The following is a 16,681-nucleotide window of genomic DNA, read 5'->3' on the forward strand; positions in this document are numbered from 1 at the left end:
CTCCAACCCCGACATCGACGCTTCGGAAAAGTCACTCCCCGGACCCGCCACCGACCACCCTACGACCCCGGGCTTGACCTAGAGGGGTGCCAGATGAGGACCGAAGTTGTGCAGAGGCTCGCCTGACGCGGCCTCTCGCCTGGGGTCCCACCTCGTGCGCACCGCCCCCGCGCTGATCGAATGACCGTCCAGAGCGGTGCCCGACAGGGCATGGCGAACCTCTTCGAGGGTGGTTCGCGGCTCTGCTGCCTCTCGACGCGTCGGGGCGATTCACACCTCTCCTGGCCGCGACGGTGAGCCAGGCCATCCGTCAGGGGTGAGGCTGGGGTTGGGCTACGACGGCGATGCTCAGGGTGTGACAGCTGCGCCGTCGAACCGCGGGACGCCATCGACGTGGGCCGTGGTGGCGACGGTGGGCCTCATGGCCGGGGTCTTAGCCATCGGGCACTTCGCGCCGTCGGGCTCCATGCTTGTCGCCGGGCCGCTCGGAGCCCTGCTGTTGCTGCTGCTGGCCCGCGTAGCCGGGCTCGGTGCCGGCGACGTCGGCCTGGCCCGCCGGTCCTTGCGGCGTGGTATGGCGTACGCGTTGTGCTGTGCCGCCGCGGTGGCCGTGGTGTACGTGATGGCTGCCTGGCTGCCCGCCACCCGGTCCGCGTTCCTCGACGAGCGGTACCTCACGGACCTGGGCGCGGCGGTGCACACCGCGTTCGTGGTGATCCCGCTCGGCACGATCCTGTTCGAGGAGGTCGCCTTCCGAGGAGTGCTGTGGGGGCTGCTGCGTCGGAAGTGGGGCGGCATTCCGGCCACGCTGGTGTCGTCGGCTCTCTTCGGAGTCTGGCACGTGCTGCCGTCGCTGCGTCTCAATCGGGTCAACCCGGCGGTGACCGACCTGGTCGGTCCCGGCCCGACCGGGCAGGTCGTGGCCGTCGCCGGGGCCGTGGTGTTCACGGCGGCGGCCGGGGTGCTGTTGTGCGAGCTACGCCGGCGCAGCGGCAGCCTGCTGGCCCCGATCGGTCTGCACTGGGCGGTCAACGGCTTCGGCGTCCTGGTGACCGCCGGTATCGGGAGGTGGAGCTGATGACAGGCGATGGAGAGGATGGCACGGAGATGACGACCACGACGTCGCGGGTGCCGGCGCCCGCCGAGCCCGAGCATCCATCGCAACCGCGACGCGGCTGGTGGTGGCGACTGCTGCATCGGTGGCACTACGGCTACGTCGGGCTGCTCGCCGCGGTGACCTGCTTCTGTCTGTCGCTGACGCCGTCGCTGCTGCCGCGGGGGCCCGGGCTACAGGGGGCGGTGAGCGGCATCTCGGCGGCGATCGGTTACGGGCTCGGCGTGCTGGCGGTGTGGCTGGCCAGTAAGCTGCGCAGCCGCCCGATGCACCGGCCCGGCCGGACCGCCTGGCGCATCCTGGCTGTCGGCGCCGCGGTCGCCGTGCTGTTCTTCCTCTATCGGGGCGCCGGCTGGCAGCGGGAGATCCACGAGATGATGGGCGTGGACGCGCCTGCACGTCCCCGGTACCTCCTCGTCCTGCCGCTCGCCCTGCTCCTCGCCGCCGGCCTGGTTGGCCTGATCCGGCTGCTGTCCCGCGCGGCCCGCGGCGTCGGCCGACTGCTCGGACGGGTGATCCCGGCGTCGACCGCGCGGGTGCTCGCCGGCCTGGTGGTGATACTGCTGACGCTGGGCGTGCTCAACGGCGTGGTCCTCGACGGGTTCTTCACCGTTACCGACAACAGCTTCAAGGCGATCAACGGCGAGACCGAGCCCGACGTGTCGCCGACCCAGGATCCGCTACGTTCGGGCGGTCCGGGCTCGCTGGTGTCCTGGGCGTCGCTCGGCAAGCAGGGCCGCAGCTTCGTCGCGGGCGGGCCCAGCCTCGAAGAGCTGCGGCGATTCGGCGGCAACGGCGCCGAACGGCCGATCCGGGTCTATGCCGGACTGGACTCGGCGCCGACCTCGCGGGAACGGGCCGCCCTGGCCGTGGCGGAGTTGCAACGCACCGGTGCGTTCGACCGCAAGGTGCTGCTCGTGATCACCACGACCGGCACGGGCTGGGTCGACCAGGACGGCGTCGACCCGCTGGAGTACATGTACAACGGCGACTCCGCCATGGTCGGCATGCAGTACTCGTACCTGCCTAGCTGGCTGTCCTTCCTGGTCGACAAGGAACGCGCCCGGCAGGCCGGGCGCGACCTGTTCAACGCCGTGTACGGGGCATGGTCGAAGCTGGCAGTGGGCAAACGGCCCAAACTGCTGCTGTTCGGCGAGAGCCTGGGCTCGTTCGGCGCGGAGTCGGCGTTCAGCGGCGCCGACGACATCCGCAACCGGGTCGACGGCATGCTGCTCGTCGGCCCGCCCAACCGCAACGAGCTGTGGCGCCAGTTCGTCGCCGACCGCGATCCGGGCAGCACCGAGATCCTGCCCAGCTACGAGAACGGCGCCACGATCCGCTTCGCCCGTGATCCGGCCACCGACCTGGACCGTCCGGCGTCGGCGTGGTCGACACCGCGGGTGGCGTACCTGCAGCACGCGTCGGACCCGATCGTGTGGTGGAGTCCGCGGCTGATGCTCAGCCGTCCGGACTGGCTGCGCGAGCCCCGCGGCGCCGACGTGTCGACCGACATCCACTGGTACCCGTTCGTGACGTTCTGGCAGGTGACCGCCGACATGGCCTTCTCCACCGGGGTGCCGGCCGGGCACGGGCACAGCTACGGCTCGGAACCGGTGCCCGCCTGGGCGGACATCGCGCCCCCGGACAACTGGACCGCGCAGCGGACCGCGGAGCTGACCGACCTGATCGCGACCCGGTCCGACTGACTTGGACGTCATCCTGGTCCTGAAGGCGCTGTTGCGTTGAGCGAACGCAGACGCGCCAAGATCGGCTTCGCTTCGTCAGACGGCCCGACATGAGCGGTCGAGCGGTGGTCAGACTCACGCAGGCCCCACTCGCCACGACGCTGGAGGCGCGGCGGCAGGACCAGGAAGGCATACCGACTGAGTCGGACGAGTGAACCGGCTACGCGTCACCCGCGCTGGCGGAACGCAGAGACGGCCGCATCGTCGCCCTGAACTGCGAAGATGCGGTTCTTGTCTTGACAACTTTGGTCCACGCAAGAGGTTCGAACCGCTTTGTCTGAATTGCGTTAGCGTAGGTTACGGCCGATCGGCTCGCTGATCTGCGTAAACGGCTCGGGTGGAGCGGTTCTCACGGAAGTATGGCCGCCGCGATTTATGCGCGGATCGCAGCACAAGGCCAGCTCCGTAACTCGCGGAGCTGGCCTTTCTTGGCCAGCTGTCCACGCCGCGGCGCTCCGACCCTGGCCTATCCGGCTTGACGATGACGCCCGCCGCAGGCGAGTAGCTGCAGAGCGTCTGGCGTGTGAGGCCAGGGGGGCGCGAGGACGGTTCGGTCGCCTCCTAGGCAAAGACCCGTTGGTGACACGGGCGGCGCTAACGTCTCGCAGCGCGGCACGCCGTCGCGCCGTGCCTGCCCACAATGGCAGCCCGGAGAGGCCCGGCGGCGGCACAGGCATGACTCTCTCTTCCGGACCGGTCCAGATCCGGCCACGCCGTCGGCGGGTGCGGTCCCGCGGCCGGTCCCGTCGATGTCGTCGAGCACTGAACCGCTGTGCGAGCACCAGCTCGCACCCTGGAATCCCGAGCGCGACGACCCGTACTTCACCCTCGACGCCCAGGTCGCCGCCATCGACATGGCCTTGACCGAGGAGGCGGCAGGACGCAGCCTCTCCCGGGCCATCGTGGACCATGCCGACGAGCTCGTCGGCCGGTCAACCTGAGCCACATCATCCGCGGCGCACTGCAGTCGGCGTCGATCGGCTACTGGGTCGGCGCCGCCATGGCGCCGCCGCCCCGCCGCCGCGGCCTGACCACCACACCAGGGCCGTCCGGGAAACCGGGGGAACCTCAACCTGTACCGCGAGCAGTGGGTGCATGTGGTCGCCGCCGACGTCGAACTTCCCGACGGACGGCGCCGCCAGAACGGCACCGCGCGCAAGACCCTGATTGATCGTGGCCAGGACGTCTCGCGATGGAAAGTCACTCGAACAGGTGTCACTTGGTCCGGGGTCACCCGAACACGTGTCGTGGAAATTCTGTCTGTCCTCTTTAGCGTCGATGCCGTGGCGCCCGGGCTGGCCGGGCAACCCGCGAAAGGAGAAGCGCAATGACGGACGAGACGACCTACGTGTCGCCGACCCTCATCGAGGTGGGCGACTTCGCCGAGCTGACGCTCGGTAACGGCGGCGGCGGAGTCGACACCTTCTGGGAGTGCTGGTTCTGGTGCGACCGCCCGTGACGCTCGCCTGAGCCGATAGGCCGGTGGGGCGCTCGTCGTAGTCATTCATCGACGGGCGTCCCGCTGGCGCACCCGTCGATTCGGTCCTCCGACAGAAGGGCAGGGGCATGGATTTCGTACTCCTACCGGACACCGAGGCCGGTGAACACGTTGCACGCCTGCTGAACCTCAAGCCCGGCCACCGGCGTGTCGCTCACGCATCGGGCAGACCGTGGATCGTCGGATCATGGGCCGACGACGAACTCCTCGAGGCCGTCAGCGATCGAGGGGTACGGCTGGTTGTTCTGGGCTTCACCCGTGTGACGGCGGGCCGCCTGGACGACCTTCTCCGTCCGGTGGCGCGGCTCGACGACCTGGACCGGGTAGCGACGCGGCTACCCGGTAGTTGGTTCCTGTTCGGGTCGGCGAACGGCGATGTGCGGGCGCAAGGCAGCGTGTCGGGAGTGCACCGGCTCTACCACGCCGAGATGGCCGGCGTCACCGTGGTGGCGAACGGACCGTTGGCGCTGGCGGAATTGACCGGTGCCGGGCTCGACGTCGTTCACGTGGCACGGCATCTGTTGTCGCCCTCCCCGCCCTGGCCGCTGAGCGAGCAGAGCGACTGGCAGGGCGTGGAGCCTGTGGCCACCGATCACTACCTCGAACTCAGGCGGGATAGCGGCGCCCGCGTCGTCCGGTGGTGGAGGCCTCCGGATCCGGACACACCGGTGGCCGACGCGGCGACTGTGCGTGACGCCCTCACCGAGGCGGTAGCGTTGCGCACCGCGCGGGGCGGCACCCTGAGCGCCGACCTGTCCGGTGGAATGGACTCCACCAGTCTGTGCTTCCTCGCAGCATCCGGTCCCGCGGAACTCGTGACCATGCGCTGGGGCGGACGAGACCTTGCCAACGACGACGCCGCCTGGTCCGCGCGAGCCGCAGCGAAGTTGCCACGCGCCCGGCACGTGGTGATACCCCCGAGTGAGGTTCCGCTGAACTTTGCCGGTTTGACCACGGACCGCACCGATCCGGAAGCACCGTTCGCCTGGATACGCGGCCGGGCCATCATGGGGCTCCAGGCGCGTCGGCTCGCCGAACTAGGGTCCACTGTCCATCTCACCGGTCATGGGGGGGACGAGCTTTTCTACGCCCTCCCGATGTACGACCACACGGTCATCCGTCAGCAACCGGTGCGCTACCTGCAGACGCTGCGGATGCACCAGGCGCTTCGCCGTTGGTCGGTGCCGAAGACCCTGCGCCAGCTGTGGGACAACCGTAGCTACGGGCGGTGGCTCGCAGACGCCGGGCGCGCTCTCGGCGCGCCACCCACCAGGCAGGCAATACCCTGCTCGGACTGGGGTGTCGCAATCACGCTTCCGCCGTGGGCGACGCCCGACGCAGTGACGACGATGCGGGATGCCCTGCTCGGGTCGGCCCATACCTGCGCGCCCCTGCATCCGCTGCGAGGGCAGCACGTGGTGCTGCAGACCGTGCGCGAGTGCGGTGCCTCCATCCGTCAGGTGAATCGGCTCACCTCCGCGCACGGCGTGTCCTGGCACGCTCCGTACCTCGACGACCGCGTGGTGGAGGCTGTGCTGGCCGTCCGCATTGCCGATCGTGCCGAACCGCGCTCCTACAAGGCCGTGCTCGGCGCCGCGATGCGGGGAATCGTTCCGCCCGAGCTTTTGGGTCGTCCGTCCAAAGCGGAGTACAGCGCGGACGTGTACGCGGGTCTGAAGCGCCATCGGCCGGAACTGCTCGAATTGTGCGACGGCATGCGACTCGCCGAGCTGGGGCTGGTCGACGCGGGAATGTTCCGCTCGGCCGTGCTGGGCCTGCACCCGACGTCGCGCACGTTGATCCCCCTCTTCCGCACGCTCGCCTGCGAGACCTGGCTGCGGTCGATATCCGCTTCCGCGCTCGGGCTCGCCGCGACGCCCAGCACGGCCTAGCCGAGAGGTGTCTGAGATGTCCCTGACCCTCGCCGATTCCGTCAGCCTGACGCCGACGGACGACGGAATGGTGCTGCTCGACGAGCGCACCGGACGCTACTTCCAGTTGAACGACACCGGCGCAACCATACTGCTGATGCTGACCAGCGGCGTCGCGGAGGACCTGGTCGCCGTAGAGCTGCGCAAGCGCTTCGGCGTCGGCGCCGACACGGCGGATCAGGACGTGGTCACGTTCACGGCCGCGCTGCGCTCGGCCGGGCTGGTGACACCGTGAGCATGCCCGTGGTGCTCGAGTCGGCGCCCCGGGTGCCGGTACGAGATCGCCTTCAGGCAATGCTGGCGGTCGCGGTGGCCCGGCTGCTGATCACTCGGCCTCCGGCCCGCCTATGCCGGTGGCTGACGCTCGCCAGCCGAGGTGCTGCGGCCGCTTCCGAAGCCGAGGCGCGGCGCGCACGCCGCGCGGTGGTGGCAGTCAGCCGGCGTTGCGCCGGCCAGCACTGCCTGCAGCGGTCCGTTGCGGTGGCATTGTTCGCCCGCATCGGCGGCAGCTGGCCGGATTGGTGCAGCGGCGTTCGGACGGAACCGTTCCGTGGACACGCCTGGGTTGAGGTCGCCGGTCGACCGGTGGACGAACCGGAGGACGGCCATCTCTATCGCACGGTGCTGGCCGTGCGCGCGCGGTGAACGCCGTCCGGACCCGTGGGCTCGGCAAGGCCTACCGGGACGCGACGGCCGTCCGCGGCTTGGACCTGACCGTGCCACGAGGCACGACATTCGGATTTCTGGGGCCCAACGGCGCGGGCAAGTCCACGACGATCGGCATGCTGTGCACCCTGATCAGGCCTACCGCCGGTGAGGCATCGGTGGCGGGGCAGGACATAAACCGGGCACCCCACGAGGTGCGCCGACGGATCGGGCTCGTCACCCAGGAGTCCACAGTCGACCAGGACTTGAGCGCGATAGAAAATCTATCGTTCCACGCCGAGCTGTACGGCGCGTCCCGGCGTGACGCGCGGCGGCGCGCCGGCGCCGTACTCGAAATCATGCATCTGGCCGAGCGGGGCCGATCACCGGTCCGGACCTACTCCGGAGGCATGCGTCGGCGGCTCGACATCGCTCGCGGTCTGATGCACGAACCCGAGGTGTTGTTCCTCGACGAACCCACCGCCGGCCTCGACCCGCACAGCAGAGCGAACATCTGGACGCGCCTGCACGAACTGCGGCAACGGCAGGGGATCACGATCTTCCTCACTACGCACTACCTGGAGGAGGCCGAGAACTGCGGGCGAATCGCCGTGATCGATCGTGGCTCGGTCGTGGCCGAAGGGTCACCGGCGGACCTCAAGTCAACGGTCGGGGACGACCTGGTGTGCCTCCGAACGGCGGACGACGCGGCAGCGGTCCACGCCGTGCGGACCCAGCTCGGGCTCGCGGCGGCGCTGGTCAACCACGAGGTGCGAGTCCGAGCTACTGACGGGGCAGCTCTCATACCGGCGCTGATCCAGGCAGTCACGGTTCCGGTGACCTCCGTGACCGTGGTCAAGCCGAGCCTCGACGACGTGTTCCTGCACCACACCGGCCGGACAATTGGTGAACCGGTGGGGGATCCCCGATGAGGACGGATGAGGTCACCGCGATGCCGGCATCAGCTCCGACGCCCATCACGCCGGCCCCGGACCGGGGGACACGTGAGTGGCGCGCGATTCGGGTGCTCTGGCGCCGGGAGATGCTACGGCTCGTCCGAAACCCGATGCACATCGTCCTGATGCTGATGAATCCGTTGCTTTTCCTCTTCGTCCTCGGGGGTGGGCTCAACGGTGTGATCCGGGGCGGCGACTACCAGCAGTTCCTGTTTCCCGGGATCCTGGTCATGGCTGCGCAGGCGCCGGCCCTCGGCGTCGGATCGTCGATCATCCGGGACCGCGAGATCGGTTTCCTCCGAGGCATGCTGGTCGCTCCCGTGAGCCGGGGGACACTGCTCATCGGCAAGTGTCTCGGGGGCGCGACTGTCGCCACCGTGCAGGCGTGTCTCCTGCTCTGCTTCGCCGGCGTTGTCGGGATGTCCTACCGCCCGACCGTGCTGGCGGCCCTGCTCGTGGAGCTCGCGGTGGTAGCCCTCGCGCTCACTACCGCGGGTGCGTTCATCGCGGTCGTGGTACGCCGCACGGAGACTTTCCAGGCTGTATTAGGACTGGCGACCATGCCCCTGCTCTTCTTGTCGGGGGCCTTGTTTCCTCCGAGCGGGCTGCCGGCAGGGCTCCACGTCGTAAGCCTGATCAACCCGTTGACCTATGCCGTCGACGCGCTGCGCCGCACCTCCGGAGGGCCCGCCCTGGTGACCTGGGGCGGTTGGATACCGCCGGTCGCCCTCGAGTTGCTCATGCTGGCCGCCGCCGGCGTCCTCGCGCTCGCGATGGGCGCGCGCCGGTTCGCGAGCGAAACGTGATGCCCGGAACCCAGCGAGAGGTAGTCCCGATGACCGTTCGTTTCGGTGTACTCCTGAACGCTCAGCGTGGGCCCGCACAGAGTGAATCCGACGCGCTGGCCCGGACAGTGAACCTGGCACGCCGAGCCGAGGACCTCGAGGTCGACGACCTCTGGGTGGTCGAGCATCACTTGGCGGCGGATGTCGTCAGCCCTTCGTCGCTCGCGATGGCGGCATTCCTGCTCGGACGCACCCGGCGAATTCGCGTGGGGACCGCAGTGACGATATTGCCGCTGCACTCGCCGGTCCACGTGGCCGAACAAGCCGCGCTCCTGGACCATCTGTCCGACGGCCGGTTCAGCCTCGGTGTCGGGCGAGGACAGCCGGGGATGGAGTACGAGGTGATCGGCGCCGGCCGGCATTACTGGGATCGGGGCTTTCCCGCGGCGTTGGACCGGACAATCGCGGCGTTCAGCGGGGACACGACGGCGGCTACCGACCTCTACGCCTTCCCGCCGGCGCAAACGGTGCCACGCCCGGCGACCCCGGGCGGCCCGCCCATCCACGTCGCGGTCAATTCGTCGGCTTCCCTTCCGACCGCGGCCAGCCGGGGACTGCCCATGTTGATGTACTTCGACAAGAGCACGCAGGCGAAGGCGGACCTGGTCGAAGAGCACGCTCACATCGCGGCTGCGAACGGCTTCCCCAGATTCGGATACGACCACGCCTTCTCGGTCTACGCCCAGGTCACCGACACGCCGGAGCATGCTCGCGAGCTCATGTTGGCACGCGCAGAGTCCATCGTCGCGCGCGGTTCCGTGCCCGTCGATCGAGCGCCGGACGACCGACGTCGGGGTGCCGGATCTGCGGATACCGGCGCGGCGCGAGCGGCCGCCATCGCTGATCGCCTTCTGCAATGGCATCCGGTCGGGGAACCCGATGCCTGCGCCGCTCGGCTCTTCGCGGGCATCGAGGGCTCGGGCTGCACCCGAGTGCTGTGCCACGTTGAGCTGACCCGCGACGCGCAAACGTGTCTAGACAACCTGGAGCGGCTGGCGACCGAGGTCTTTCCCCTCGTTCGCGCTGAGCTGGCCCGCCACGCAGTGCGATCTGCCTCGAGGCTTGGCTGATCGAGGTGCACCGGAGTCGAAGTAGTCAGCGTCTGTGCGCCTGAGTGCTCTCGAAATCGACGCCTCGGATAACCGGGCTGCCCGTGCGCATTAGCACGAATAGTGCTACTTGTCCACGTGCTGACGACCACTGACAGATCGGGACCTTTATTCATAATGTGACTACGTGGTTGAGAAGAACGTCGAGCCACGCAAGCGCATCCGATCCTGTCTCGCCCGGCCCGAGGGCGCCCGCGGGATCGATGACGGCAATGGCGCGGCTGGTGAGGGCGTCGATCGAGCGCTCACGAGAATCATCCTGGTTTTCCGGACGGCGAGTGCCGCGGTTGCTTGCGTCATCGCGGTGATCGGACTTGCGCCGCCTGCTGATGCCGGCCTGACCTACGCCGCTGCGGGCGGACTGCTGGCCTGGGTGGGATTATTTGCGATGCATTTTCGGCGGCCTCCGATGCGGGAGATGCTCGTCGTCGCCGATGCGGCGGTCGTCATCATGCTGTGTCTCGCTTACATGCGGCTGGTTCCGGCGGAGCTGGCTGCGGCGTCCTCGGGCACCAGCTGGGTCGATCTACTCGCGAGCGTCTCGGTATTCACTGTCCAATTTGGATTGCGTCAGCCAGCGGGTGCGGCGGTCGGCCTTGTGATCGTCGCTGCGCACACTGTCGGCCGCGGAGGATTTGGTGAAGCAGGGGTCGTTCTGATACTTCAAGTCTTGCTCGCGGCGACGATCAGCCTCACGTTGAGACGGGCAGGGCGAGCGGCGGACGTGGTCCTGGCCGAGGCGGCGCAGCAGCGCAGTCTGGAGCGCGCTCGAGAGGCCACCCGGGCTGACGAACGTGAGCAACAACGCCGGATGCACGACACTGTTCTGGCGACCTTGACGATGGTCAGCACGGGCGTCATCGGTGGCGAATCGGATGCACTCCGGCGGCGCGCGTCCGACGACTTGATGGTGCTGGAAGCGGTACGTGTCCAACCCGTGGGCGGCCTTGAGCCAGGCGAGAAGATCCGTCTCGACGTTCTGCTTCGCGACGGGGTGATTCGCAAATTTCCGAGGCTCCGGGTTGCTCTCGACCTTGCACCGGTGACGGTGCCGGCCGAGATAGCGGAGACGCTGACCGCCTGCGTGGATGAAGCGCTTCGCAACGTCGGCAGGCACGCCGGAACGACAAACGTTCGGCTCTCGACTGAGTCGATGCGCGACGGTGCGGTCGTGACCGTGAGCGACGACGGCGCCGGCTTCGAACCGGCGAAGGTGTCGCCGGGCCGCCGAGGTCTGCGCGAGTCGATTCTCGGCCGGATTCGGGCGGCCGGCGGAGCCGCCGACGTCGTCACCGCGCCGGGTGCAGGAACCACGATCGTCATGCGGTGGCCCGATGGCTGACCAGTCCTCCGCGAACGACATAGCGGCGCGATACGCGAAGGCCGTCGCGGTCAGCGTCGTGGCGATCGGTGCGGTTTGGCACTTCGGCTACGACGTGTTGATCCTCCTTCGCGGTTGGGCGAGTTACGACCCGTTGATCGCGGAGTTGGGCGCGTGGCTGATCGTCACAGTTGTGCAGATCGTCGGGTCCGTTCTGCTGCTCAGAGACGCGCTCTCCGCGGCGACGGCACGAGTGCTCGCCGGAGTGGCGGTCACGGCAGGTGTCCTGGCGGTCAGCGCTTATCCGCCGGGCCAAGCGTTGAGCGACGTGTCCTGGGCCTGGAACACGGTGGGCTGGCTCGGTGTGCTCTTCCTGCTGGGACGACCGGTCTGGGAGGCGGGTGTCCTGCTGGCCGTCAACAGCGTCGCGACGCTCGTCGCGCTGGTAGCGGACGGTGCGTGGGACCGGATCACCGCCGCCCGATTTCTGGCGGTGGTGTGCGCGACCGTGGGCGTTCAGATGCTCTATGCGACGTTCGCTCGCTGGCTGATCGACGTGGCGCGAGAGGCCACCGTCCATGCCCGCGAGCAGGAAGAACGTATGGCCCGACACGCGGCGCGGGTTGCCGTCCATGACGCCCGCCAACGCCGGTACGAGGAACTGAGTCTCCGGGTGCGTCCTTTGCTGCGTGGGCTCTCACTACAGAGGCTCGATCCTGAAGATCTGCGTGTCCAGCGGCAGGCAGGTATCGAGGCTGCCCGATTGCGCCGCTTGTTCGCCGAGACCGACGACACGGACCATCCCTTGCTGCACGAACTACGCGCCTGCGCGGACGTCGCCGAACGCCGTGGTGTCGATGTGACCTTTATGTCTTACGGCGATCCACCCTACTTGCCAACGGCGGTCCGGCGCCGGCTCGCTGAAGCCCCACTGCAGGTCCTGGCCTCAGCCGACGTTTCAGCACGAGTCACCGTGGTGGTCGACGCAACCGAGGTCGTGATCTCGGCCGTCGGCGACTGCGCAGAAACTCTGGTGGGCCTCGTACCGGACGCAGTGCTCTATGACGAGGAGACAAACGAAATATGGGTCGAGAGCCGATGGGGACTCCAGACACCATCTCAGTAAGTGTCATCGACGATCATCCGGTGGTGATCGAGGGCGTGCTCGCCTGGTTGAGCCAGGAGCCACGCGTGCTCATCCATCACACCGGCGACGAACTCGATATTGATCGGGCGCTTGCCGATGTCCTCATCATGGACCTGAACCTGAATGGTCGGCTCGCCGTCGATGACATCCCGGCGATAGCCGACGCGGGACAACGGATCGTTGTCTTCTCACAGTTCACCGAGCAGGACCTGGTGCTGTCGGCACAGGACGCCGGAGCCAGCGCGTTCGTCGCTAAGAACGAGGGTCGCGCACACCTATTGCACGCCGTCGTTGCCGCGGCCACGGACCGGCCGTACGTCACACCGACGACGGCTGGCTCGCTGGTAGGTAACAACGGCATCGATGCACCCCGGTTATCGGAGCAGGAGCGAACCGCGCTCCTGTGGTGGTTTCAATCGATGTCCAAAACTTCTGTCGCTCGTCGTATGGGCATTTCGCCGCACACCGTCGACATGTACATTCGGCGGGCTCGCATCAAATACGCCGATGTCGGACGCCCATGTCCTACCAAAGCCGACATGCTGATGCGGGCTGTCGAAGACGGCCTCATCCGACCCGGCGATGTGACCGAACTCCACTTCCGCGCCCGATCCTGATATCCGGCGTCTCCATGGAAGGGTCAGCCGACCGTCGGCGAACGAGCGACGACAGATCCATCACCGACTTCGAAGTGGCCCGCGCCTCGTTCGCGGCCGGCGAAGACTCGGTTGCTGCGGGTCGTTGTGGTTCATCGACGCCGGCAGATGACGGCCTCGCCCGCGACGAGCCGGTGAAACAGATCGCCCCCGCCAGTTCGCCGCCAACCGCGCGCTGCGCTGAGCCGCCGCACGGCTCGCCCGACGATGGTCGCCTGCCTGGATCAACCGGTGGCTGCGGCGAGGGCTTCCCTCGACGGTCGGCGTGGCGCCAACCTGTCCAGCCGCCGACGCGCCGGACAGACCCGACCGGATCGACTCGAAGGAGTGTTGCTCGACCTCGATTGCGTCCTGGTCGGCAGATAACGCGGTGTCCGAATCCTTCTTGCGGAAATTCGCGACCACCCCTGGAAATCACCCGGCCGCTGAGTGGTCTTCAGGACCCGTCGGGATCCCCTCGCGGACTTCGTCGGTGACTTGAAATCGGTCTTTGGAGACCGAGGCGCTGCCGAGTTCTTCATCCGGGTACGGAAGGGTTCGATGCGTGCCCAGTCAGGTGGCGGCTCGTGCCGATGTTGCGGCCATGCGGGACCGGGTGTAGCCACGACGTGCCGGAGTCCGAATAGACGGTGCAGTAGCGGTTGACCCGGCAACCGCTCACCGACCGCGACGACGAGTTGGGTGTCGGCGCCGATGACGATCTGCATGTTCACCGAATACCAGTAGTTCGTCGACTACTGGTGATGCTCTGATGCGAACGTGGATGAGTCCCGCCCACGACGCCAACGCCGGACTGCCGCTCCGACAGGCTAGTGAACACGAGATCAGTTCCGTCCGCGGCGCCGACAACACCACCACGCAGAGTCCAAGGATCACCATCAACTGCGGTTACGAGTCGGCCTTCACCTACGTTGGGGCAGTCGGCTACCTGCCATCACGAGTGGTAGTCATATGAGAAGAAATAAGCACGAAAGTCTTTGTCAAAATAGCAGTACCGCACGTCGTCGTAGAGCTTGATATAAATCGAGCGGTCGGCGCGGCAGTCCAGCAAAGAATCGAAAGGGCCAACCTTGCGTAGTTCGAAGGCACTAGCGGGCGCCGCGATGAAAATGATTGAGAGCAGACTAAAAAGAATAGCAGCTGCGATTGCTGTCAGTTTCCTGCGGGCAAGCATTCGGTCACCTCAATGGTTTGGGAATGAGGGTGTTGTCTTCTGCGACGAGCACTACGTTAGATCGGCGCTTCGTCGTGGACACGACACCCGAACGCGTGACAGGAGACCGCTCCGGCTGACCGACGCGGCAGCACTGGACCCGTCCCGGCCCCCCGCGACGCTCGCCGGCAAACACGGGGCAGCGACTCGCCGCCACGAGGCGGTTCCTGGTCCTGCCGCATCCAGAGGTGGGCGCGTAGTGGGCGCAGAGGCGGGTCGACCCGCAACGGTGGTTGTCCGGCGTCCGCCGATTGCGGCGCAAGACGATGCGAACACGTCCTGAGCCCTCCGACGCGAGGGCCGGGGACGGCATGCCGTCCCCGGCCCTCGCGCTGTTCAGATCCGGATGGCGATCTTCCCGACCGCTCCGCCGCCCAACGCGGCGAAGGCGCGATCGAGATCGGCAAGGTCGAACGTGCGGGTGATGGGCGCTCGTAGACGTCCGTCACCGGCCAGCTCGGCGATCGTGCGCAGCGCGTCTTGGTCGACGCCGGCTCGAATGTTGGTCGACCCTGAGCGATCCGGGTCAGCCGCATGCCCGGTAGAGGCGACCCGACCGGCGGGAGCGAGCACGGCGTCCGCAAGGTCGGCGAGGTTGGCAGGGTTGCGGTTCACGAGGTCGATGATCGCGGTTACCCCATCCGGATGCAGTGTGCGAACTCGCTCGGCGAGATCACCACCGGTCCAGTCGACGACGTCGGCCGCGCCCAGCTCGCGCACGTGACGTGCCTCTTCCCCCGGGCGGGCGGTGGCCACCACCGCTGCCCCGCGGGCCGCCAGCAACTGGATGGCATAGCTGCCTACGCCGCCGGTGGCTCCGTTGACCAGGACGACGTCACCGGCGCCGGCTTCGATCGCGTCGACGCAACGCAGCGCGGTGAGCGCGGCCAGGCCGAGCGCGCCGGCCGAGGTGTCGTCCACGGTCTCCGGGGTCCGGCACACCCATTCCCGCGGCACGGAGACCAACTCGGCGAAGGAGCCGCGGGCGGCGACGAGCTCGCGGACCAGTCCGAAGACCCGGTCGCCGGGGGAGAGGTCAGAGACCTCCGCGCCGACGGCTTCGACGGTGCCGGCCAGGTCGCTGCCCAGCACCACCGGGAAGCGGTAGGTCATGTACCTGGCGGCAGCGCCGCTCGCGACAATCGCGTCGTGCGGGGTCACCGAGGACGTGTGCACCCGCACCAGCACCTCGTCGGGCGCCGGCTCCGGAGCGGGTGCCTGGGTGAGTTCTGGCTGAGCGCCCTCGGCAGGCAGCAGGTAGGCGCGCATCAGTAGGCCTCCGTGAACAGCCGTACCTGTGCATTCGGTACGACTTGCCTCAGCAGTTCGTGATCCGCCGCGGTTAGTTCGTCGCCGTTCTCCTGCTTGAGCAGGGCCAGGGAGGCGTCGGCGACGAACAGCGCACGGTCGCGTCGCCGTCGATACCAGGCATCCAGCGCGTCGGGTAGGCCGTCGTGCTGGTCCAGGGCCGCGGCGAGGGTGACCGCGTCCTCCACCGCCATCGCCGCGCCCTGGGACAGGTGCGGAGGGCTGGTGTGCGCCGCGTCCCCGGCGATAGCGATCCGGTCCCGGAACCAGGGTTCGCGGACGGTCAGGTACTCCAGCGGCGTGTACACGATGGTGTGGTCGGGGGTGATGCTGTCGCGGAGCTCACCGAGTCGCCCCGAGAACGGCCGGGTGCGCTCGCGGAACAGATCGAGAAAATCCTCCGGCGCGTGGCGTGGCTTACCCGGCTCGGGTGTGACGAGGCCGAAGTACATGTCGTCTCGGCTGGTGGGTGTGAGCACAACCTTCACGCCCGCAGCGAACGCCACGACGATGTGCTCCAGATAGTCCGGTCGTGGGAGGGTGACCCGCCAGTTCGCCGAGCCGGTGAAGGCCGGCGCGTATTTGTCGCCGAACAGGTGCTCGCGGATCTTCGATCGGACACCGTCGAAGCCCACGACCAGGTCGTAGCGGTTGCTCCCGGCACCGGCATCACGGATCGGCGGGGTGCGCTTTCCGGTCCAGGTGGCCAGCTCGACCTCCACCCCGTCGGCGTCCTCGTGCATCTCCCAGATCGTGACGCCGGTGCGGATGCGCGCGCCCGCCTTGTCCGCGGCCTCGCGCAGAATCTGGTTGTACGCCGGTCGTCCGATGGCGTTGTTCGAGGGCTTGGCGTACACGCCGTCCGGCGGTGGGATCGCGGCCACCTGTTCGCCGAGCGGGTTCCACAGCACCAGCTCTTCGAAAGGGAAACCGATGTTGAGGCAGGCCTCGCGTACGCCGATCTCATCGAGGGCCGCGAGCACGTTGGCCGGCTGGTTGAGCCCGACGCCGAGCACGGCGTCGGAGCCGACAGCCTCCGCGACGTCCACCTGGACACCGCGCTGGCCGAGCGCCGCCGCCAGCGTCAGGCCGCCGATACCGGCACCCTGGATCAGAACCTTCCGAACCGCGGCCATCAGCGAGCACCTGCCGACTGGGTGCACTTTGGCCGGCGGTGCGCCGGCCCTGCCGCC

At 68.1% G+C, this 16,681-nt stretch carries 16 protein-coding genes; 13 read left to right on the forward strand and 3 right to left on the reverse strand.

The genetic code is table 11. The features are described from left to right. Positions 1 to 421: 421 nt before the first annotated feature. The 13 genes from BUB75_RS42205 (at position 422) to BUB75_RS42260 (ending at position 12,928) form a co-directional block, all read left to right on the forward strand. Positions 422 to 1,078 (forward strand): CPBP family intramembrane glutamic endopeptidase, encoded by a 657-nt coding sequence (locus BUB75_RS42205; RefSeq protein WP_073266298.1) that lies wholly within the window; start codon positions 422 to 424, stop codon positions 1,076 to 1,078. A 29-nt stretch (positions 1,079 to 1,107) separates the two neighbouring features. After that, on the forward strand, positions 1,108 to 2,820 hold the full coding sequence (locus BUB75_RS42210) for an alpha/beta hydrolase (RefSeq protein WP_073266204.1): 1,713 nt from the start codon (positions 1,108 to 1,110) through the stop codon (positions 2,818 to 2,820). A gap of 788 nt (positions 2,821 to 3,608) precedes the next feature. Continuing rightward, positions 3,609 to 3,800, forward strand: coding sequence for a hypothetical protein (locus BUB75_RS42215; protein ID WP_073266206.1), 192 nt, complete (start codon positions 3,609 to 3,611; stop codon positions 3,798 to 3,800). Between the two features lie 386 nt (positions 3,801 to 4,186). Continuing rightward, positions 4,187 to 4,318 (forward strand): lasso RiPP family leader peptide-containing protein, encoded by a 132-nt coding sequence (locus BUB75_RS45930; protein WP_143175772.1) that lies wholly within the window; start codon positions 4,187 to 4,189, stop codon positions 4,316 to 4,318. 107 nt (positions 4,319 to 4,425) lie between these two features. Continuing rightward, positions 4,426 to 6,249, forward strand: coding sequence for an asparagine synthase-related protein (locus BUB75_RS42220; protein WP_073266208.1), 1,824 nt, complete (start codon positions 4,426 to 4,428; stop codon positions 6,247 to 6,249). 16 nt (positions 6,250 to 6,265) lie between these two features. Continuing rightward, positions 6,266 to 6,523 (forward strand): lasso peptide biosynthesis PqqD family chaperone, encoded by a 258-nt coding sequence (locus tag BUB75_RS42225; RefSeq protein ID WP_073266211.1) that lies wholly within the window; start codon positions 6,266 to 6,268, stop codon positions 6,521 to 6,523. Positions 6,524 to 6,525: 2 nt separating this feature from the next. Continuing rightward, positions 6,526 to 6,933 carry a lasso peptide biosynthesis B2 protein gene (locus BUB75_RS42230; protein WP_143175773.1) on the forward strand — a complete coding sequence of 136 codons (408 nt, stop codon included), beginning with the start codon at positions 6,526 to 6,528 and terminating at the stop codon, positions 6,931 to 6,933. After that, positions 6,930 to 7,865, forward strand: coding sequence for an ABC transporter ATP-binding protein (locus tag BUB75_RS42235; protein ID WP_073266215.1), 936 nt, complete (start codon positions 6,930 to 6,932; stop codon positions 7,863 to 7,865). Before BUB75_RS42230 ends, BUB75_RS42235 begins: the two co-directional genes overlap by 4 nt. Further along, positions 7,862 to 8,695 carry an ABC transporter permease gene (locus BUB75_RS42240; RefSeq protein ID WP_073266218.1) on the forward strand — a complete coding sequence of 278 codons (834 nt, stop codon included), beginning with the start codon at positions 7,862 to 7,864 and terminating at the stop codon, positions 8,693 to 8,695. Before BUB75_RS42235 ends, BUB75_RS42240 begins: the two co-directional genes overlap by 4 nt. A 29-nt stretch (positions 8,696 to 8,724) precedes the next feature. Further along, on the forward strand, positions 8,725 to 9,804 hold the full coding sequence (locus tag BUB75_RS42245; RefSeq protein ID WP_073266220.1) for an LLM class flavin-dependent oxidoreductase: 1,080 nt from the start codon (positions 8,725 to 8,727) through the stop codon (positions 9,802 to 9,804). A gap of 166 nt (positions 9,805 to 9,970) precedes the next feature. Further along, the gene (locus tag BUB75_RS42250; protein WP_143175775.1) at positions 9,971 to 11,185 is read left to right on the forward strand and encodes a sensor histidine kinase; all 1,215 of its coding nucleotides are present in this window, start codon (positions 9,971 to 9,973) and stop codon (positions 11,183 to 11,185) included. Then, positions 11,178 to 12,290, forward strand: a complete 1,113-nt coding sequence (locus BUB75_RS42255) for a phospholipase D-like domain-containing protein (RefSeq protein ID WP_073266224.1) — start codon at positions 11,178 to 11,180, stop codon at positions 12,288 to 12,290. Before BUB75_RS42250 ends, BUB75_RS42255 begins: the two co-directional genes overlap by 8 nt. Beyond that, positions 12,248 to 12,928, forward strand: coding sequence for a response regulator transcription factor (locus BUB75_RS42260; RefSeq protein ID WP_073266226.1), 681 nt, complete (start codon positions 12,248 to 12,250; stop codon positions 12,926 to 12,928). Before BUB75_RS42255 ends, BUB75_RS42260 begins: the two co-directional genes overlap by 43 nt. Positions 12,929 to 13,901: 973 nt before the next feature. Here the strand turns inward: BUB75_RS42260 and BUB75_RS45935 are convergent. The 3 genes from BUB75_RS45935 to BUB75_RS42270 form a co-directional block, all read right to left on the reverse strand. Further along, positions 13,902 to 14,141 carry a DUF4179 domain-containing protein gene (locus BUB75_RS45935; RefSeq protein WP_143175776.1) on the reverse strand — a complete coding sequence of 80 codons (240 nt, stop codon included), beginning with the start codon at positions 14,139 to 14,141 and terminating at the stop codon, positions 13,902 to 13,904. A gap of 375 nt (positions 14,142 to 14,516) precedes the next feature. Continuing rightward, the gene (locus BUB75_RS42265; RefSeq protein WP_073266228.1) at positions 14,517 to 15,449 is read right to left on the reverse strand and encodes a quinone oxidoreductase family protein; all 933 of its coding nucleotides are present in this window, start codon (positions 15,447 to 15,449) and stop codon (positions 14,517 to 14,519) included. Next, positions 15,449 to 16,624 (reverse strand): FAD-dependent monooxygenase, encoded by a 1,176-nt coding sequence (locus tag BUB75_RS42270; RefSeq protein ID WP_073266230.1) that lies wholly within the window; start codon positions 16,622 to 16,624, stop codon positions 15,449 to 15,451. Before BUB75_RS42270 ends, BUB75_RS42265 begins: the two co-directional genes overlap by 1 nt. Positions 16,625 to 16,681: the final 57 nt, after the last annotated feature.

Origin of the sequence: Cryptosporangium aurantiacum (assembly GCF_900143005.1) — a bacterium.
Classification (GTDB): Bacteria; Actinomycetota; Actinomycetes; order Mycobacteriales; family Cryptosporangiaceae; genus Cryptosporangium; species Cryptosporangium aurantiacum.